An 18,009-nucleotide genomic window follows, 5' to 3' on the forward strand; every position below is an offset into this window, starting at 1 on the left:
CGACACAGCGCCGGCGTAGCACTTCGTACTCGGTTTGTTTATAGCTTGCCATAATAAGTACAAGGTTTGACTATTACGGATCTACTCACGCATTAATAATGTGAATCGGCAAGTCACAGGCGAAGAATTAGCATATCTTGCTAATGGAGTTAAAGAATGGGCTCGTCGAGTACGTGAACTACGAACTGAAGAAGGATGGCCAGTTAAGACAAAAACATCAGGAAGGGTAGACTTACCCGTTGGTGTTTACTTGCTAGAAGAGAATAAACAAGCAGAACCACATGATCGTAAAATTGATGATTCCGTACGAGTAGCAGTTTTAGAAAGAGATAAGTTTTGCTGCCGGAAATGCAAGTGGCACCCTGGTCAGCGACGTTCGGAAGATCCTCGAAGACTTCTTGAACTACATCACTTAGAATATCATGCTAATGGAGGAAAAAATGAAAAAGACAATTTGATAACTCTTTGTAATGTAGACCATGATACAGTTCATAAAAATAAAATGGACAAACAGCAAGTATTTGCATGGTTAGAAGTTAGTGAACTGTAACTAAAGACACTATGGAAAATGTTAGCGCAAATCCGGGTGTATGGTTAGTTGTGACAAATCTGTTCCAGTTGGACCGGAACTAACTGGTCAGCTCAGGGGAAATAGAGATTTGATTAGAAGTAAGTACTCTGCTTTCATACGCCTGAATAACCGATAGGAGCAGTACAGGCTTATGAGGAGCAGACTCTTTGGTTCTACCTCCACCCGTATTCAGATGCGAGAAAGCATACAGGTAATAATCAAGAATGTGGTCAGGCATGAACAGATTTTACTTAAGAAGTACCTATCACTTCATTGAGAAACCCTCACTAACGTAAAGTAGCAGTACAACCTACCTCCTACTTCTGCCGGTTCGGTAGCGTGAGGGCTTTAAAGCGACGGGTCAGGTCCGTCAGGGAGGCCTCTACGCCCATACGCTCCAGCGAGGAGGCGCCGACAAAGCCGTGGGCATCGGTGGCATCCAGGACCTGGCGTACATCCTCGGGTGTATTGACCGGTCCGCCGTGGGTCAGGAAGAACAAGTCGGGGTTGACGTCCCGTGCGGCTTCTATGATCTGCTGGGTACGCTCAATGGCGTCGTCCATGGTGCAGGAGGCCTCTACTACGCCTATAGAACCTCCTATTGTAGTACCTACATGAGCAATAATGGCGTCGGCACCAGCTTCGGCCATTTGGCGAGCTTCTTCCGGTTTGGCTACGTACACAATAGAGAACAGCTCCATTTTACTGGCGATCCGGACCATTTCCACTTCTTTGTCGAAGCCCATACCCGTTTCTTCCAGTACCTGCCGGAACTGCCCATCTACGATGGAGTGGGTTGGGAAATTATTGATGCCCGAAAAACCCATTTCTTTTACCTTCAGCAGATGGTGCCAGATCCGGCGGCGGGGGTCGGAGCCGTGTACGCCACAAATCACAGGGATTTCCTCCACTACAGGCAACACTTCAAACTCCCCTATTTCCATCGCCACGGCATTGGCATCGCCATAGGCCATCAGGCCAGCCGTGGAGCCATGTCCGGCCATGCGGAAGCGCCCCGAATTATAGATAATGATCAGATCGGCCCCGCCTTTTTCAATGAATTTGGCGCTGATTCCTGTTCCCGCTCCGGCCGCGATAATGGCTTTGTTCTGATCCAGAGTAGCCCGCAGGCGCTCTCTGACCTCCTGTCGGGTATAGGGATTCCCCTTACCGGTCCATGGATTTGGCATAGTAGTCTGTCTTGATTTTTTAAAATGATTTGATTATTCAGCTATCCTAAGTACCTGTTTTTGTTAGTTTGTTCTTTTGCATCAGGTCCAGCAGGATTTGTACCAGTACTTCGGCAAATGCCCGGTCGTTAATATGAGCATCTACCTCTCTCACTTCTATCCTTTCCGCTGCATGGGCCTGTATGACATCAAATAAAACCCTATTCCATTCAGGATGATAAAATACGCCGCCTTCGGCATCAATCTGGGATATTCCTTTCAGGGGCAAAAGCACAGCTACGGGAGCCGCGGACCTATTTAGTTTTTGGGCCAGCTGCTCGCCCAGCTGCCGGTTTTCTTCCGCATTGGTCCGCATCAGCGTCACGTCCGGCGCCCAACGGTACAGTTCCCGGTGCCGGTAGGGCTCCGGCACGGTATCCGGATGGGCAAAGTTAACCATATCCAGACAACCCGGCACCACCACCTGCGGAATCCCCATCCGGGCCGCGGCGGTCAGTCGGTCGGGACCGGCGCTGCAGATGCCCCCGCACAGGTCATCAGCCAGTTCGGTGGTTGTTATGTCCAGTACCGCGTCGAAGCAACCTTCCCGGATCAGGGCTTCCATGGTCTTGCCTCCTACGCCCGTGGCATGGAAAGCCAGGACCTCGTAACCTTGTCGGGTCAGCAATTCGGTGCAGGCATCGACGCAGGCGGTGGTGTTGCCAAACATACTGATGGCGATACTTCCGGCCGTAGTCGTAGTACCTTTCGTAGTTCGGGCTACCCCAGCCATGGCTCGGATGGCCGCCGCGGCCTGCGCGATCAGCGGACGAATAATGCTGTTGAGCCCGGCTACATCTACTACAGAGGGCATCAGGGTAATGTCTTTATCGCCCACCTGCCGGGATAGATCTTTGGCGGCCACCGTACTCAGACACAGCTTGGGAATGCCCAGTGGTACGGCCTGCATGGCGGCCAGCGCAATGTAGGTCCCCCCGCCGCCGCCCATGCCGATGACCGCCTTGACTTTTCCTTCTTCTACTAATCGGGATAGTACTTGGGCGGCTCCCCTGCCCATGCAGTCTACGGCTTGTCCGCGATCCCGCCTGGTTTGTAGGTCGGTGAGGGTCACTGCGGCGGCTTCGGCCACCGCTTCTGCTTCAATATCTACCGGAAAGCAGTCGGTAGTACCCAATACGCCGGTATTGATGGTCAAGACTCGCTCACCCTGCCCCAGCAGGCACTCCCGCAGCCAGGCAAACACCTCGCCTTTGGTATCAAAACAACCCAATACTACGATAGATGGATCAGAGGCAGCCATTTACAACTAGTTATAAAATGGAAGTTTCAGTCTGTAATACATGGGATCAGACTATACAATCAAACATAAAGGTCTCATCCAGCCAGAGCCAGGCCCAGTTCAGCAAATCCAGAGACAGGACTCAAAGACAGAGTCTTCCTCTTCTTTTGGGATAGCCGCTTATTGACTATGATCTGCGCGGTTACCTTCATGCTACTGTTTAGCTAGTACTTATCTATAGCTCCGTCAGCATAATATCCCGGAACTCCACCTGGGCCGCGCCGCCGGAATGAATCTGAACCGCAATGACGCCCTTATTCGGGATACTGGGGTCTTTTTCTATGTACTCACAGGTTTTGACGCCATTGATGTACAGCTCGTGGCGGTTGCCCTGGCAGCGGATGATGTAGCTGTTCCAGCCGTCTTCGCGGAGCAGGTGCCGGAGCGTACGCAGGTCGCCCCCAGCGAGCTTTTCGCGGCGGTGCTCGTCGTAGATATCGCCCCAGTACCCGTGGCCAATGTCGGCCTGGTACCCGATCATCTTGCCATCTTTGACAATAGACCGGTACTGAATGCCGCTGTTGATCATTCCCGTAGCCGGATTGCCGGACAGCCGGAACAGGCAACGAAACTCAAAATCGCCGTACTCGCGGGTCGTGTACAGGTAACTGTTATCAGGTATCTTTTTGACACCATCGCCGCTCCTGATCACGCTGTCGGCTACGTACCACCAATTTGCGTGAGCCGGGTCTACGGTTTTCCAGCCGGTCAGGGTCTTGCCGTCAAAGAGGGAAACGGTTTTGCGCAAAGACTGGGCGCTGGCTTCCGGTAAGGCCGGCAACAGACTTATCCACAGAGCCGCTACGAGGCCCGGGATCAAGCCGATAGGGTTGGTCAGTTTCATACTTGGTGGTTATTGCTGTCTCTACGTAGGAAAGTCGTAAAATGAGAAAACTACCCTGGCGCTACTGTACGACCTAATTACTAATTTAGCGGCTCTACTACCACTATCCACCATGAAAGTCATAGACAAACTAGCCTGGATCGAGATCCGCGACGGCCAAATACTAAGCACCCGGAGCCGGGGCCGAACGAAGTACTACTTCCCAGGCGGAAAACGGGAGCCCGGCGAAAGCGATTGGGAAGCGCTATCGCGCGAGATCCGGGAAGAACTGTGCGTGGAGCTGGTGGAGGATAGCATCCGGCTGATGGGTGTGTTTCAGGCGCAGGCGGATAATAATCCCGAAGGGGTACAGATGAAGATGACCTGCTACGAGGCGGCCTTTGAGGGTACCATAGCCCCTGCCGCTGAAATAGAGGAGGTGGTATGGTTCGGCTACGCGGATCGGGATAAGGTCTCTCCAGTGGATCAGATTATATTTGACTGGCTGAAAGAAAGAGAGCTGCTACGGTAGAAGCCGCCTGGAGTATTTATTTTCACATTTCAACTTACTATATATGCTTAAAAAGATACTCCTGTTGCTACTCATTTGCCTGCCCCTGCAGCAGGTACTGGCGCAGACCAAAACCAAAGAACAGAAAGAGGTGGAGCAGATGGTGGTGCTGTTTTTTGACGCTCTGACCGAAGCCAGCATCCCGAAAATGCAGGAAACGGTTACGGAGGATTTTCTGCTGCTGGAAGATGGTATGGTCTGGAACATGGATACCCTGCAGGTCAAATTCGCCGTCACACGCCCGGCCGACTACAAACGCCTCAATAGTTTTGACTTCTTTAATACGGTCGTGAAGGGCAACGTAGCCTGGACCAACTACGAGAATACCGCCGTCGTAACCCGCAACCAGAAGGAAACGACCATCCGATGGATGGAGTCGGCCATTCTGGAAAAGACTCGCAAAGGCTGGCGCATCAGGGTACTGCACTCAACGGTGATTCGTAGAAAGCAGTAGCCAGTTACCGCGTCAGCGACTGGATCACCTCCCGGTGCTGGGGATACTGAGCCAGTAACTCCTCCCGATCGGCCAGTTCGAAATCAGCAAAATGAAAGCCCGGTGCTACCGTACAGCCTACCAGGGAGTAGGTACTGCCCCCAACGGGCCGGGAGCCAAACCAGGTACCCGCCGGTACCGCCGCCTGAAATACCTCACCCCGCTCAGGGTCAGATCCGAGCCTGATCACGTCCAGACGCCCATCTTCGGGATAGATGACGTACACCTCCAGCGGATCGCCCGTATAGAAGTGCCACAGCTCGTCGGACTGGATGCGGTGCAGGGCCGAAAAATGGTGCCCCTCGAGCAGGAAGTAGATGCCGGTACTGAACGTACGAGCGCCACTAAAGCGGTCGGGCAGAGCCGACTGGGGGATCTGCTCGGCAGAGCGATAGGTTTCGGCAAAGTACCCGCCTTCGGGGTGGGCCTGCATTTGGTACTTCTCTACCCAGTAGCTGGCTGGTTTCATATGTAGTTAGGTGTTAGCTGTTAGTTTTTAGGTGTTAGCTTTCTTTTTTATAATCAGGTCGTGTTTTTCACCTTTCTATTACGCATGGCTCGCAGGCCAAAGATACCACCTAGTACCAACACGACCAGCGCCTGATGCCCGAACTGGCCGAACAGCCACTGCGTAAGGTACAGGCTGGGAATGGTGATAAAGAAACCAATGGACGTAACAATGGTAAGGGCGGTAGCACGGTAGTCGGCGGGAGCGTGCTGCGCCACCAGCGTCGAAAACTGCGGCGAGTCGCCCGCTGCACTGATACCCCACACGAGCAGGTACCCCACCAGTGCCACCACCGGCAGCAGGGCCATCCCGAGTACCAGGCCACAGCACACTGCTGATACCACCAGTGCCAGCCAGGCCGTTCGGTGGCTCCCCCAGCGGACCGATAACTCGCCCAACGACACACAGCCCAAAGCCCCTACCGCTATAATCACGAACGACCACAGGGATACATCTAGCGTAGTACCGGTTAGTCGGGTGTAAGTCAGCAGCAGCAGCGGAACGAAGGCCCAAAAGGTATATATTTCGAACATATGCCCAAAGTACCCGAAGGCGTACCTCCTGAAATCAGGTACCCGGAATACCTCCCCGAGCATAGCTGGATTGAGCCGCCCAGCCTTCCGCCGGAAGGGACCATCGGCTACCAGCAGGCCTACTACCAGGCCGCCGGCCACGGCCAGGGCCGACGTAGCCAGGATCACGTACCGCCAGTCGAGCTGCACCGACAGCGCCCGGATCAGGTGCGGGAATGCCGTACCCAGCACCAGCGCGCCCACCAGATAGCCCAGCGCCTTGCCGAGACCCGCCTCGTACCAGTCGCTGCAGATCTTCATCCCCACCGGATACACGCCCGCGAGGAAAAAGCCCACGGCCATACGCGTCATAAAAAGGCCCGGGAGCCACTGGTAGCTCAGCAGTACTGCCGCGTTGGTCAGGGCCGCCAGTAACGCCGACCCCATGAATACCCGCACAGGCGAGTAGCGATCGGCTATTGAAAAGTACGAATAGCAAAGGGTACCCAGCACAAAGCCCAGCTGCACGGCCGTAGTCATGGTAGGCAAAAAGGTAGTAACACCGGGATGAAAAGGCTGCAGACTCAGCAATACAGCATTGGGAGCAAACCAGAGCGAAGTACCGGCAAACTGCGCCGCCACCAGCAGCGGCAGGAGATAAGCAGGACGTTGGGGTAAGGAACTGGATTCCATTGGTAAAGTACCCGCTCCGCTGGTCAGCAGGTACTCCGTCTTTGTAAAAAGCCAGAGGTACCTGTCACCGGTTTCAACTAGCTTTGGAACGCCAGTAGAAACGGTATGTATCAGGGGCAGGGGGATAGTCTAAAAGGCTTCCTACAATATTCAATAAAAATCAGGTAGCCTCCACTAAAAATTGATTAAAAAGCGATCCCCGTTCCAACCTTTTGCTCCTGCTGCGCCTCTTATAGACAGTAATCACCTATTTAGCCATGAAAAAAATAACGCTCACCCCCATCGTTACCGCCGGACGGTACACCCTCATGCTTGCCTTTATGGCCCTAGCCTTTACAGCCTGCCGCACCGCCGAAGTAGCCGTTACCAATGATCTTAAATCAGTCTCTACCGAGTATTCGGTCAAAGGCCGCCAGGGCTTCCAGATCGGACAGGTACTCACCTTCGGCGACTATACCACCAGCAAGGTAAAGCGCGGCTGGACATTCAGCTATTCGATACCGTTTGTCGCCCGCTTCAACGGAGCCCGCGAGAAGTTGAGCTTCCAGCAGTTCGGTCCCGGTGGACGCTCAGCGGAGGTAGCCTTTGTCAGCCGTTTCCGGGATGTGGATGTGTCGCCCGTACGCGAGTACTTCTCCCTCTCGACCAACTACCGCAACTACTTCGCGGGAGGTATTGAGTTGAGTGGCTCTAAAGAAGGCTGGGAATTTATCCTTCATAACGTAGATGGCGGTCGTACCCTCAAAAACACCACGCTCGGCTTTATCCGTAGCAATACTGACGGTACCCGCATTACTATTGTAGGCCTGCGTGAACTGGAAGGAGGCTCCAAGCTGGCCAACCCTACCAGCGTCTACGGTTACGAGTTCCAGTTAGATGGCCAAACCATCGGCGCGGTATCTACCCTGAACAACGGCAAGGTATGGCTCAAAGACAATATCCACCCTGAGCTGAAACTGGTACTCGCCAGTGTATCGTCAGGCCTGATGCTCCGCCACAACGTGGAGGAGACGCACGAACAACTTTCAATGAATAACTAGTAGTTGATATCCACACCACGGGAGGTTTAAAGCCTGGAGCCGCTGTTCCGACAGTAGCCCAGGCTTTTTTAGTAACTGTTCAGGCCAGGCTGGTAAAGTACCTAAGGATTGATCTTAGCCAGTACTACTCCGTACTTCTCGAAGAGAATCTCCTTGTTAGGTACTCCGTCCAGGCGGTACTTCCGGGCCAGTACCAGATCGCCCGGCCTGGGGTCACGCTCTTCGGCAAAGAGGCCGGAGTAAAAATGAAAGCTGGGATAGTAGTGATCATACACGACCAGATTGGTATAGCCTCGTTGCTTGGCTACCAGGGCCGCCTGCTTCACCGGCTCCTGCAGCAGATTACCCAGCCGGGGCATCCAGAGCATATTGATCGTCACCAGCAGCACCAGACCGGCCAGTAACAGCCGCAGATCCTTAGGCCACCCCCGTTTTACTTCCAGCACCAGCAACACCAGCAAGAGCACACCCATAGCTATGTAGTACTCCTGATCAAACTCAGCGGCGGCTCCCTGAATGACCTCTACGGCGTAGGCATCGTTGATCATGGGAATAAAGTTGGGGAGCGTAAACGGAGCCACCAGCAGGATAATCATGAATACCAGCAGGGGCCAGATCAGCGGTAGGCCAGGATTATAGGCAATGTGCCAGGCCGCCAGCACGAAGAGGGGCGTGTAGCCGTAGATGATGTAGTGGTGCAGCTTGGTACCCGACAGCGAGAAAAACACAAAGATAAACGCAAACCATAGCAGGTGGAACGAGAAGTACTTGTCGTACCACAGGTAGCGCAGCCGGCCAAACATCGACAGTACCACGGCTGTAAAGGGCAGCAGCCCCACCAGCAGGATAGGTACAAAGTACAGAATACCGCCGTAGTGGCCTTCAAAGGCCGTTCGGAAGCGGTTGACGTTATGGTTAAAGAAGAAGCCATCAATGAACGCCTGCCCCATCTGCTGGTACTGTAGTATGTACCACGGCAGCGTAATGAGCAGAAATAGCAGGATACCAGAGCCGTCGAGTACCCGCCAGAGTGGCCGGATGCTCCGCCAGCGCAACAGGTACAGGATAGTTACCGCACCGGGTACCAGTACCGCAATGGGTCCTTTGGCCAGAAACCCCAGCGCCGAAAACGCATAGAACAGAAAGGTATACTTCCTGTGACCACCCTGCAGGATCTCGTACAGGCTAAACATGGCCCCCACCAGAAAGGCATTGAGTAGGGCGTCGGCCAGGGCGGCCTTGCCAATAATTGTGATCTGCAGCGAACAGGTAGCCATGAGTGTGGCATAAAAAGCCTCCCGTTCGCTCAACCGCTTCCGCACAAACAAGAATATCACCAGCATCCAGCCCAGGGCTGCCACGGCCGAAGGCAGACGCATGGCCCACTCGTTCCAGCCCAGGAGTTGCGTGGCTCCGTACTGCAGCCAGTTGGTCAGGGGTGGCTTATCAAAGCGGGGTTCCTGGTTGATATACGTAGAGATAAAATCACCACGGAGAGCCATTTCACGCGTCCCTTCGGCAAAGAAGCCCTCATCCTCATCGAACAGAGGGGCACTGCCCAGGTTCCAGAAAAAGCCAAAGGCTACCACTAACAAAAGAATAAGATGGCGGTACCGGCCAGCAAAAATCATAACGTTCAATTCAGTTTTCAGCACAAATAAACACAGTTCCGGCGTTATTTCCGGCTTATACAGCCATCATACCACCGTCAATAGGTAGCGCCATACCTGTCACAAAGGTGTTGTGGAGGTCGCATAGCCACAAGATAGCCTGTGCCGTATCGGCTGGCTGTCCGTAGCGCCTCATGGGAATATTCAGTTTGAATTTTTCTTCGTAGGAGTGGTTCAGATACAGTAGCTGCTCAAAAAGGGGCGATCGGGTATAAGCAGGACATACGGCATTGATCCGGATATTTTTGCGGGCGTATTCGGCCGACGAGGCTTTGGTAAGGCCTACGACCGCGTGCTTGGTAGCGGTATAGATGGAGCAGTTGGCGAAGCCACGCAAGCCGGCCAGTGAGGCTACATTCACGATCCGGCCTCCGCCCTGCCGGAGCATCTGACGGATCTGGCACTGCATTCCGAAAAACACACCGCCCAGGTTGACGTTGACGACGCGGTGGTACTCCTCGGCGGGTACGTCTGCGGTGCGGGCAAATACACCACCTACGCCCGCGTTATTAATGGCTACATCCAGTCTTCCATATACCCGCACGATTTCATTGACCAGTTGCTGCAACTGATCGGGCTGCGCTACGTCACATGGTATGAACAGGCCTTCGCCTCCTGCTTTCCGGACCAGTTCTACGGTAGCGTGTCCACCTTCTTCGGCTACATCGGCCACCACCACATGAGCCCCTTCTCCGGCAAAAGCCAGGGCCGTAGCCCGCCCAATTCCCGAGGCTGAACCCGTAACAAGTACTACCTGATCCAAAAACCGTGTCATACGCTGGTGGGATACGTGGCACAATGGTAGATAGAAGATTATCCTACCTGAACAAACTTAAGGAATCCGGCTGACTCTCCCACCATTGCCACCAAAAAGATATCAGGACAGGAGCCCCCGCTGATTCCAGGTTTTAGGATGTGCTTTCCAGTACTCTTCAAAATAGTAGTAGAGCAGAATGCTGCTCACTACCCCCAGCATGGAGCCCACGTGTACATCGATCAGAAAATGCTGCAGCAGGTACATACGTGAGTACCCTACTACCACGGCAGGCAGCAGATACAGCGCCTTCACCCAGGGCTCCCGGCTCATGAAGGCCAGCATGGCAAACAAGGCAAAAGCCGAGGTAGTATGGCCGGACGGAAAGCTACCATTCTGGTACATCTGCACCCCCTCTACCTTATGCAGCCAGGGCGCCACCTTAGACATGGTGTACCAGGGTCGATGTATGTCAGCAAATATAAAGTGCTTGCAGACCTGAACGATAAGACCCGATATCAGGTAGCCAAGCACGATCAGCAGGCCGCGGCGGTACGAGTACAACATCAGTAGTAAGGCTACCGCTACGACAAAGATCCCGTCGCCAAGGTGGGTACCGTATTTAAACAGGAAATCCCCCATCGGGCTCCAAAAGTTATTAATAGAGATAATAATGTCACTCTGCGTATGAAAGAGCTGTATACCCCCCACCCCCAGCCATAGAATGGTGAAGGGTAGCAGAAACGGCCACTGCCGGTAAATGAACTGCCTCATCAGTAAGCGGATTTATGAGCAGAACAGGACGCTACGTGTATGTACATAGCGGGGAGGAATGGCCTGCTCTGCTCAGGCAAATAAGTTGGTTAAAATTGAAAATCGGTGGAGGTAGTAAACAGTACCCCCTGATCACGGGCCTCGGCATAGATAGGATCTGCCAGATAGCCCAGCCCCGTCACATCCGACATACAGTCGGTCAGCACTACCAGCTTTGGTACCAGTTCGGGCGCGTACCGCAGGATTTGCTTCAGGCTGGTAGCCACGCAGTGCGAGCGGGCCTCACCCACCAGCAGTACCCGGTCATTGCGGTTCAGCAGCGTGATCAGCGACGTATTCAACTCGGTCTCGGGAGCACCCGGCACGGGTACCTGGGCCCTGAATATGCCGAAGTGTTCAGCAAACGGATGTATGCCCTTCACTACCGCCTCGTAGTCACGGCCTGACTGGTGTACCCACTCCCTCAGGGCCCCGGCGATAGCGTCGTCCAGCGCGGCACCGCGCGTGCCGATCAGGCAGTGCTCGGGCCAGATAAAGTGCTGAAACTCTCCCTCCTCTTCCAGCGTATGTACATATTCACGGGCATAGTCTGCTTCATAGCGCGGTACCCAGCGTCCGGCATCTACATCGGCTGCCGTGATCGCGGTGAACGGAGCGGGCGGATTTCCCTCCCCATCTTCCCAGAAGCCCGGGTGCGCAATATTCAGCACGTGGTGGGTATCCAGGGTCACTACCACCTGATCGATTTGCCCGGCATGCTGCCGTACAAGGTTGGCGATACGTACTACGTCCTCATCCGCCCCCGGCACGTAAAGCGCGCCTTCGGGGTGGCAGAAGTCGTACTGGGCATCTATGATAAGTAAGGCTGTTGTATTCATAGGAAACAAATATAGGTTTTTGATAAGTACCTACGGCCATTCACGGGGTATGTTCATCTGCCGGGCGTAGGGTTGCGTACACATGGAGTGCAACTGCTGAAGCAGGCGATTCACATCCTGCTCAAAATCCACATAGTAGTCGCTGTTGAGCTTATTGAGGCGGTTAAGCAGCGTCTTTGCTTTCTTCGTCATGTACATGGCCACCTTCTCCGTTCGGGAGGTATGGGTACGCAGGGGGTCGGCCTGGTACTCAAAGAACGCATTGAGCAGGTATAGGTTTAGCTCTATTTCACCGTACTTGTCCTTGGTAACCTTCACATGGTAAGCGATATCGCCGCTCAGCGTACGCATATCCATTAGTATCCAGCCCGGCGTATGCTGGGCCATCTGGGCCAACCGCAGAATTTTGCTTTTTATTTCCTGACGTCTTTCCTGAGTCGTGCTGCTACCTTCTATGAGTTCAAAGTACAGCCGGTCCGCCAGGGCTTTGTCTTTGCTAATAAGCCGCAGGAGCAGTTTGTCTTTTTCTTTTATAGGCATTTGAACAATAGCCTTTTTAAGCGCATCATCAAGGGGCATGGGCGGGGTACCGTTAAATAAATATACTACTAAATAAAAGGATTCATGGATTGTACCAATTTTCTTTGTGCCAATAAATTAAGCACTCACTATTTCTTTATATTTTTTGTATTTTTCTAATGAAGGATTACAGGAATACACTGTTGAAAGCAGCCAGTATTGGAGGATGTATAGTTGTTTTTGTAGCGTTTGTACGAGCTGTTTTGCACTATACGCTTGATATCCCATCCTTTGATGATTATCATGCTACAATCTATGCCATACGGATGTTTTATTTTGAGGCAATTAATTTAAAGCAACAGGTTGCCCTGCTCTTTAAGCCCCATAACGAACACCGGATCTTTCTGTCCCGGCTTTCTTCCATTGTTTACTATGACTTATTTGGCAAACTCAACTTTCGGACACTGATCCTGTATCAGAACCTTTACCTGCTGGCTGCTTTTGGCCTTACTCTGGCCATTCTCAAAAAGTCAAAGGTCCAGATATGGCCTTTGTTGCTTCCCATCAGCTTATTTCTGTTTAGCCTTTCTTTCTGGCAGGTTACCCTTTACTACTGGGGTGGTATCCAGTACTACACTGTCTTTTTCTTTATCATGCTAAGTCTGTACTGGCTCGTATCAGCCCGGGAGGTAGTATCGTGGCAGTACATCGGATCTATGCTGGCTGCCCTAATCGCTATTATTTCCTTTGGCAACGGCATTTTGGTTGTTCCCCTGGCTCTTTTTTTACTATGGACCCAGAAAAAATATCAACTCATCCCCCCCTGGATAGGCATTGCTCTGCTGTACGTTTTGTTACAGCTTACCAACGAACCAGCCGTAACGCGTGACTTCTCACACTTCCGGATTGACTGGGCTATGCGGCTGTTTTTCACGTACCTGGGCAGCTTTGCCTACGTAAGTTCCTATGGTTCGCCCTGGCATTATACGAACATTATCCTGTGTATGGTGGTTGGTGCAGTGGTGTTTTATTACTGGATAAGACTCCTGTGGAGTGGCTACGCATTCAAAACACCTCTCTTGTTTTGCTTGTTATGTCTACCAATTCTAACGGGAGTACTTATTGCCATCTCCCGCTTTGATACCAAGGCAGCAGGTGGCATTGCACCCCGATATATGTTTTTTACGGCGTTTATTCCGATTTGGGTGATTTCCATTCTATATGATACCGGGAAACTAAAAAAAAACCTACTTTTGCCCCTATACCTGGTAGCCGGGCTGCTATGGAGCCTAAGTTACACAACGAATTCACTCCAGATTAAGGAGTTTAATCAGCAAAATCAAGTGACGCTGACAGCGTGGTTGAAAGACAAAAGTGTACCCTTAGTCTACTATGATATCATCAATACCCAAGGGCATGGCCAACTCCTGCAGTGGGCTATAAAGCACGATGTATATCAGATACCTCCGGATATTCTGGAAGAACCACCCGCTACCGTAGCACAGTAGAATCCACTATAGAAGCCCATTTCCTCTAACGTAAACCCTGACAAAAACACAACCCGAACTTAGTAGCTATTATAACCAACTTGTATGATTTCAGTGGCTATGTGTACCTACAACGGATCACGGTATTTACCTGAGCAGTTGGAGAGTATCACCCGTCAAACTTTACCCGTAAATGAACTTATAGTATGTGATGATGGATCCCGTGACGACACTATAGCTATCATACGCGCCTTCGCAGAAAAGGCTCCTTTCCCTATACATATCTACCAGAATGAGGTAAATCTGGGTTCTACCAAGAATTTTGAGAAGTGCTTGCTGCTCTGCCGGGGCGACATCCTGCTGCTAAGCGACCAGGATGACGTGTGGCGCGAAGACCGGGTAAAAAAGCAGGTAGAGTACCTTAACGCGCATCCGGATAAAGATGCGGTGTTTTCGGATGCACTCATGATTGATGATAACTCAAAGTCCCTGAAATGCACACTGTGGCAGGGAGTAGAGTTTGTAGAGCAGCAGCAGCAGAAATGGCTGCAGGGTAAAGCGCACGAAATCCTGTTCAACGGACCGGTAGTAACAGGGGCCACGCTGGCGATCCGGCGCTCGTGCCTGAACCGGCTGCTTCCCTTCCCTACCCATATCCCCCTGCTGATCCACGACGGCTGGATCGCCCTGGTGCTGAGCCTGCAGGACAGGATAGGCTTTATCAATGAGTGTCTGATCTCGTACCGTATGCATTCCAGCCAGCAGGTTGGTCTGGGGGGCAAGCTGGAACCAGTACGCATGCTTGACCGCTTTAAGCGGGACCGGGAGCTGAAGCTGGCTCCTATTCGGGACAAGGCGGAGGAGCTGGAGAAAATTTACCTGCATCTGCGCGACTACCCGTATATCCCCCGGGAAAAGCTCATCAAGCTTTTCCTGCGCTTACGGCACTACCAGCGCCGGGCTAACCTTCCCCACAGTCGGGTACTCCGTATCTCGCCGGTACTGAAGGATGTAGTCTCGGGCCGCTACCGGTTTAGTAGTAGGCACTGGTGGCTGCCGGCTCTGGGGGACTTGCTTGAATAATGCCGAAGCCTATAAATCAATCATAGCCAATACGTACATTCCGCATACGAATGAAATCGACAAGCTCATCGCTGGTAGCTGTTGTCATACCCATCTACAAGGCAGCTATGACCCCGGCCGAACAGGCTTCCTTACGCCAGTGCCTGACGGTACTATCCGCCTACCCGACCTTTGTAATCAAGCCAGCCGGCCTGCTACTCAAGGAGCTGGCGGAGGAGTACCCTAGCTTACAGTTCAGATCGTACGACGATAGGTACTTCAGTGGCATCGATGGCTATAACGAGCTCATGGTTTCGCGCTCGTTTTATGAGAGCTTTGCCGAATTCGAATACATGCTCATCTACCAGTTGGACGCTTACGTATTCAGGGATGAACTACGTGAATGGTGCGCCAAAGGGTACGACTATATAGGCGCCCCCGGCCTGGAACCGGCTGAGCTATATAAACTACCGGCCAATGCTGGCGACGAATACGCCCGGGTACTTAGCCAGCACCGCCCGGTCCTGAACGGAGGCCTGTCGCTGCGGCGCATTCCGGCGCTACTCCGGTACATCCGGATCTACGACCGGTTCTACTCGCGCTGGCCCGGCAACGAAGACAAACTCTTCTCGCTGGACGCGCGCCGTCTGGCCCCTATGAAGTACTTTATCAAGCTCCCCGCCTGGCAGGAGGCTCTGGCTTTTGCGTTTGAGAAGAGCCCCGCCGCCAGCTACGCTATCAATCATCAGCAGCTTCCTTTTGGATGTCATGCCTGGGAGCGTTACGACCCTGATTTCTGGAAACCTTTTATCCAGATATAGCTCCGGCCAAAAATTTTATTTAACTCTTTTCAATACACTAAGTTACTCATACTGTCGTTCTTGCAATGTTTCCTTAGGTCATAACATAGCCCCTGACAGCCATGAGTCTGAAAGCGTTTACTATTGTACTGGGTATGGTCTGGCTTGGTATAGGAACCGCCACCGGACAGATTACCCATCGTCCCCTGGTAGAAGAGCAGTATGCCCGCTACGTCCGCATTACAAAGGTAGAGCTGACCAGCCGTTACACCATTATTGATATGGAGTATAGGAGCGCCTACCCGGCCGATCTGTACCGCCTCTTCCCTAACCGCCGGCTTGTTACCAACTACATCAGCATTGACCCGCGTAGTCGCCTGTACAAACCCGGTAATACTACCCGAAAATATAGTTTTATACGGGCCGAAGGTATAGCCGTAGAGCCCGAGCAGCAGGTTGTATACCCGGGCGACGTAGTCAATTTCCGGGTTTACTACGAGCGGCTCGATCCGGGTATCGAGGTATTTGACTTCTTCGAAGGGCGCAATCCGGGCCAGGTCGAGTACTGGAACTTCTACGGGGTACACATCAACAACCCACTGCGCCAATCTGCTCCGGCTCAAAAGGCGCCCCCCAGGGAAGAACCTCGCGACGAACCGCCACTGGCAAGTACCCCACAGCCACGTGTAGCCAAACCTGACCAGGAGTCACGTACCACTAAGGCCACCCTTGTTACGCTAAAGGGTACCGTCTACGACGCCTCTACGCGTCGGGCTATCCCGGCACAGCTATCCTATGCCGATGGTACTGATACCCTGCGCCTGGGTACCTCGTCGGGCAACTACCGCATGAGCCTAGCCCCGGAGCAGCGCTACACGCTTAGTGTTTCGGCCAAAGGATACCTGACTGCCTCCGCGGCGGTGAATCCGGCCGACTCTGCCGGAAGTGCCGCGCTTACCCGCGATTTCTATCTGATCCCCCTGAAAGAGGGTACCAGCATTACACTCAACAACATATACTTCGAAACCTCCAAGTATGAACTGCTGCGGGAGTCGTACGAAGAGCTGGACCGACTGGTAGATATGATGCGCAGTACCCCCAGCCTACAGGTACGGGTAGAGGGTCATACCGACAACGTGGGCGACTTTGACAAGAACCTGGAGCTGTCGCGCCAGCGGGCCAGTGCCGTTCGCGACTACCTTATCAGCAAGGGTATAGCCCCTAACCGGGTAGAAGCTAAAGGCTACGGCTCTACCCGCCCCGTGGCCAAGGGTGCTTCTGAGCAGGAGCGCCAGCGCAACCGTCGGGTAGAGCTGGTAATTGTGAAGATTTAAGCGTATCTGTTTCGATGAGAAGCTACCTGACAGACACCAGCGGGAAGTTCATGCCGTGAGCTTCCCGCTTTTTATTGGTTACCTTTGAAGCAAATACCTATTTTAATATTTATACATTAAAAAGTCTGTTACTGAATACTTCATGAATTACGTAGAATTAAGCCTAACCATTGCCCCCGACTATACTGATATCCTCACCGCCGAACTGGCCGAGGTTGGCTACGAATCGTTTGTAGAAACCGACGAGGGACTCAATGCCTATATTACAGAGGATCTTTTTGACGAGGCTGCTCTTGAGGCCGTTATAGCCAAATACCAGATCTTCACTGCAATAGCTCATTCATGGAAAGCGTTAGAGAAAAGGAACTGGAATGAGGAGTGGGAGCGCAGCTATGAGCCGATCGAAGTAGGGACGGCCGTACGGGTACGGGCTCAGTTTCACGAGCCGGACGACCGCTTCACCTATGACCTGCTGATTACACCCAAGATGTCGTTCGGGACGGGGCACCACGCTACTACCTGGCTGGTCATGAACGAGCAGCTCAGCCTGCCGCACGCCGGACTGGACATCATGGACGTAGGATGCGGTACGGGTATACTGGCCATACTGGGTCGTAAACTGGGAGCCAAAAGTATAGTGGCTTTTGACATTGACGAGTGGGCGGTAGAAAATACGCGTGAGAACTTTGCCTTGAATGGGGTAGAGCAGGATGCTGAAGTATTCCAGGGTACGATCACGGATGTACCGCTGGATCGGCAGTTCGGTGGAATACTGGCCAATATCAACCGGAATATTCTGCTGAGTGAGATTCCGCGTTACGTACAGCACCTGCTGCACGGCGGCTGGCTGGTAGTAAGTGGCTTTTATGAAATGGACGAGCCGGATATTGTACAGTGTGCTCTGGAAAACGGCCTCACCAAAGTACGAACCGATACCCGCCACGAGTGGGCTACGGTGGTTTTTGAGAAAACAAGCTAAGAAAACTGTGAA

At 52.7% G+C, this 18,009-nt stretch carries 20 protein-coding genes; 9 read left to right on the top strand and 11 right to left on the bottom strand.

Annotated features, from left to right (window positions below; translation table 11 throughout):
• The first annotated feature begins 100 nt into the window (after window positions 1-100).
• A complete protein-coding gene (locus JTN23_RS21395) occupies window positions 101-550 on the top strand; it encodes an HNH endonuclease (protein ID WP_247237108.1) in 450 nt (149 codons plus the stop codon).
• Between the two features lie 79 nt (window positions 551-629).
• On the opposite strand, the gene JTN23_RS21400 is transcribed toward JTN23_RS21395, so the two are convergent.
• The 4 genes from JTN23_RS21400 to JTN23_RS21415 form a co-directional block, all read right to left on the bottom strand.
• Window positions 630-809, bottom strand: a complete 180-nt coding sequence (locus JTN23_RS21400) for a hypothetical protein (protein ID WP_247237109.1) — start codon at window positions 807-809, stop codon at window positions 630-632.
• 79 nt (window positions 810-888) lie between these two features.
• Window positions 889-1,761 (bottom strand): phosphoenolpyruvate hydrolase family protein, encoded by an 873-nt coding sequence (locus tag JTN23_RS21405; RefSeq protein WP_247237110.1) that lies wholly within the window; start codon window positions 1,759-1,761, stop codon window positions 889-891.
• A gap of 46 nt (window positions 1,762-1,807) precedes the next feature.
• The gene (locus JTN23_RS21410; protein WP_247237111.1) at window positions 1,808-3,061 is read right to left on the bottom strand and encodes a Tm-1-like ATP-binding domain-containing protein; all 1,254 of its coding nucleotides are present in this window, start codon (window positions 3,059-3,061) and stop codon (window positions 1,808-1,810) included.
• A 214-nt stretch (window positions 3,062-3,275) separates the two neighbouring features.
• The gene (locus JTN23_RS21415; RefSeq protein ID WP_247237112.1) at window positions 3,276-3,944 is read right to left on the bottom strand and encodes a 3-keto-disaccharide hydrolase; all 669 of its coding nucleotides are present in this window, start codon (window positions 3,942-3,944) and stop codon (window positions 3,276-3,278) included.
• Between the two features lie 112 nt (window positions 3,945-4,056).
• Between JTN23_RS21415 and JTN23_RS21420 the strand changes: the two genes are divergently transcribed.
• Both JTN23_RS21420 and JTN23_RS21425 read left to right on the top strand, forming a co-directional pair.
• Window positions 4,057-4,455 carry an NUDIX hydrolase gene (locus JTN23_RS21420; RefSeq protein WP_247237113.1) on the top strand — a complete coding sequence of 133 codons (399 nt, stop codon included), beginning with the start codon at window positions 4,057-4,059 and terminating at the stop codon, window positions 4,453-4,455.
• A gap of 43 nt (window positions 4,456-4,498) precedes the next feature.
• Complete coding sequence (locus JTN23_RS21425; protein WP_247237114.1) at window positions 4,499-4,948, top strand: DUF4440 domain-containing protein; 450 nt, start codon at window positions 4,499-4,501, stop codon at window positions 4,946-4,948.
• Between the two features lie 4 nt (window positions 4,949-4,952).
• On the opposite strand, the gene JTN23_RS21430 is transcribed toward JTN23_RS21425, so the two are convergent.
• Both JTN23_RS21430 and JTN23_RS21435 read right to left on the bottom strand, forming a co-directional pair.
• A complete protein-coding gene (locus tag JTN23_RS21430) occupies window positions 4,953-5,456 on the bottom strand; it encodes a cupin domain-containing protein (RefSeq protein ID WP_247237115.1) in 504 nt (167 codons plus the stop codon).
• A 53-nt stretch (window positions 5,457-5,509) separates the two neighbouring features.
• Window positions 5,510-6,700 carry an MFS transporter gene (locus JTN23_RS21435; protein WP_247237116.1) on the bottom strand — a complete coding sequence of 397 codons (1,191 nt, stop codon included), beginning with the start codon at window positions 6,698-6,700 and terminating at the stop codon, window positions 5,510-5,512.
• A 257-nt stretch (window positions 6,701-6,957) separates the two neighbouring features.
• Here JTN23_RS21435 and JTN23_RS21440 point away from each other — a divergent pair, with 257 nt between their 5' ends.
• Window positions 6,958-7,740 (top strand): hypothetical protein, encoded by a 783-nt coding sequence (locus JTN23_RS21440; protein WP_247237117.1) that lies wholly within the window; start codon window positions 6,958-6,960, stop codon window positions 7,738-7,740.
• Between the two features lie 101 nt (window positions 7,741-7,841).
• On the opposite strand, the gene JTN23_RS21445 is transcribed toward JTN23_RS21440, so the two are convergent.
• The 5 genes from JTN23_RS21445 to JTN23_RS21465 form a co-directional block, all read right to left on the bottom strand.
• Entirely contained in the window at window positions 7,842-9,371 is a 1,530-nt protein-coding gene (locus JTN23_RS21445; protein ID WP_247237118.1) for an ArnT family glycosyltransferase, read from the bottom strand.
• Window positions 9,372-9,426: 55 nt separating this feature from the next.
• Window positions 9,427-10,185, bottom strand: a complete 759-nt coding sequence (locus JTN23_RS21450; protein WP_247237119.1) for a glucose 1-dehydrogenase — start codon at window positions 10,183-10,185, stop codon at window positions 9,427-9,429.
• Window positions 10,186-10,287: 102 nt separating this feature from the next.
• Entirely contained in the window at window positions 10,288-10,938 is a 651-nt protein-coding gene (locus tag JTN23_RS21455; RefSeq protein WP_247237120.1) for a phosphatase PAP2 family protein, read from the bottom strand.
• 89 nt (window positions 10,939-11,027) lie between these two features.
• Entirely contained in the window at window positions 11,028-11,816 is a 789-nt protein-coding gene (locus tag JTN23_RS21460) for a cysteine hydrolase family protein (RefSeq protein ID WP_247237121.1), read from the bottom strand.
• A gap of 30 nt (window positions 11,817-11,846) precedes the next feature.
• On the bottom strand, window positions 11,847-12,356 hold the full coding sequence (locus JTN23_RS21465) for a hypothetical protein (protein WP_310586739.1): 510 nt from the start codon (window positions 12,354-12,356) through the stop codon (window positions 11,847-11,849).
• Between the two features lie 242 nt (window positions 12,357-12,598).
• Here JTN23_RS21465 and JTN23_RS21470 point away from each other — a divergent pair, with 242 nt between their 5' ends.
• From JTN23_RS21470 to prmA, 5 genes are all read left to right on the top strand, one after another.
• Window positions 12,599-13,843: a hypothetical protein gene (locus JTN23_RS21470; protein WP_247237123.1), complete on the top strand. Its 1,245-nt coding sequence runs from the start codon at window positions 12,599-12,601 to the stop codon at window positions 13,841-13,843.
• Between the two features lie 84 nt (window positions 13,844-13,927).
• Complete coding sequence (locus JTN23_RS21475) at window positions 13,928-14,905, top strand: glycosyltransferase family 2 protein (RefSeq protein WP_247237124.1); 978 nt, start codon at window positions 13,928-13,930, stop codon at window positions 14,903-14,905.
• A 50-nt stretch (window positions 14,906-14,955) separates the two neighbouring features.
• Window positions 14,956-15,705 carry a DUF5672 family protein gene (locus JTN23_RS21480; RefSeq protein WP_247237125.1) on the top strand — a complete coding sequence of 250 codons (750 nt, stop codon included), beginning with the start codon at window positions 14,956-14,958 and terminating at the stop codon, window positions 15,703-15,705.
• A 101-nt stretch (window positions 15,706-15,806) separates the two neighbouring features.
• Complete coding sequence (locus tag JTN23_RS21485; RefSeq protein WP_247237126.1) at window positions 15,807-17,018, top strand: OmpA family protein; 1,212 nt, start codon at window positions 15,807-15,809, stop codon at window positions 17,016-17,018.
• Window positions 17,019-17,160: 142 nt separating this feature from the next.
• Window positions 17,161-17,997, top strand: a complete 837-nt coding sequence (gene prmA / locus JTN23_RS21490) for a 50S ribosomal protein L11 methyltransferase (protein WP_247237127.1) — start codon at window positions 17,161-17,163, stop codon at window positions 17,995-17,997.
• Window positions 17,998-18,009 lie beyond the last annotated feature (12 nt).

Source organism: Telluribacter roseus (assembly GCF_017355915.2).
In the GTDB taxonomy this organism is placed as follows: domain Bacteria; phylum Bacteroidota; class Bacteroidia; order Cytophagales; family Spirosomataceae; genus Telluribacter.

Bases quoted from the DNA above. Each gene is read 5' to 3' on its own strand.
- JTN23_RS21400 (WP_247237109.1), bottom strand. From the start codon at position 809: ATGCCTGACCACATTCTTGATTATTACCTGTATGCTTTCTCGCATCTG.
- JTN23_RS21405 (WP_247237110.1), bottom strand. From the start codon at position 1,761: ATGCCAAATCCATGGACCGGTAAGGGGAATCCCTATACCCGACAGGAG.
- JTN23_RS21410 (WP_247237111.1), bottom strand. From the start codon at position 3,061: ATGGCTGCCTCTGATCCATCTATCGTAGTATTGGGTTGTTTTGATACC.
- JTN23_RS21415 (WP_247237112.1), bottom strand. From the start codon at position 3,944: ATGAAACTGACCAACCCTATCGGCTTGATCCCGGGCCTCGTAGCGGCT.
- JTN23_RS21420 (WP_247237113.1), top strand. From the start codon at position 4,057: ATGAAAGTCATAGACAAACTAGCCTGGATCGAGATCCGCGACGGCCAA.
- JTN23_RS21425 (WP_247237114.1), top strand. From the start codon at position 4,499: ATGCTTAAAAAGATACTCCTGTTGCTACTCATTTGCCTGCCCCTGCAG.
- JTN23_RS21430 (WP_247237115.1), bottom strand. From the start codon at position 5,456: ATGAAACCAGCCAGCTACTGGGTAGAGAAGTACCAAATGCAGGCCCAC.
- JTN23_RS21435 (WP_247237116.1), bottom strand. From the start codon at position 6,700: ATGGAATCCAGTTCCTTACCCCAACGTCCTGCTTATCTCCTGCCGCTG.
- JTN23_RS21440 (WP_247237117.1), top strand. From the start codon at position 6,958: ATGAAAAAAATAACGCTCACCCCCATCGTTACCGCCGGACGGTACACC.
- JTN23_RS21445 (WP_247237118.1), bottom strand. From the start codon at position 9,371: ATGATTTTTGCTGGCCGGTACCGCCATCTTATTCTTTTGTTAGTGGTA.
- JTN23_RS21450 (WP_247237119.1), bottom strand. From the start codon at position 10,185: ATGACACGGTTTTTGGATCAGGTAGTACTTGTTACGGGTTCAGCCTCG.
- JTN23_RS21455 (WP_247237120.1), bottom strand. From the start codon at position 10,938: ATGAGGCAGTTCATTTACCGGCAGTGGCCGTTTCTGCTACCCTTCACC.
- JTN23_RS21460 (WP_247237121.1), bottom strand. From the start codon at position 11,816: ATGAATACAACAGCCTTACTTATCATAGATGCCCAGTACGACTTCTGC.
- JTN23_RS21465 (WP_310586739.1), bottom strand. From the start codon at position 12,356: ATGCCTATAAAAGAAAAAGACAAACTGCTCCTGCGGCTTATTAGCAAA.
- JTN23_RS21475 (WP_247237124.1), top strand. From the start codon at position 13,928: ATGATTTCAGTGGCTATGTGTACCTACAACGGATCACGGTATTTACCT.
- JTN23_RS21480 (WP_247237125.1), top strand. From the start codon at position 14,956: ATGAAATCGACAAGCTCATCGCTGGTAGCTGTTGTCATACCCATCTAC.
- JTN23_RS21485 (WP_247237126.1), top strand. From the start codon at position 15,807: ATGAGTCTGAAAGCGTTTACTATTGTACTGGGTATGGTCTGGCTTGGT.
- prmA (WP_247237127.1), top strand. From the start codon at position 17,161: ATGAATTACGTAGAATTAAGCCTAACCATTGCCCCCGACTATACTGAT.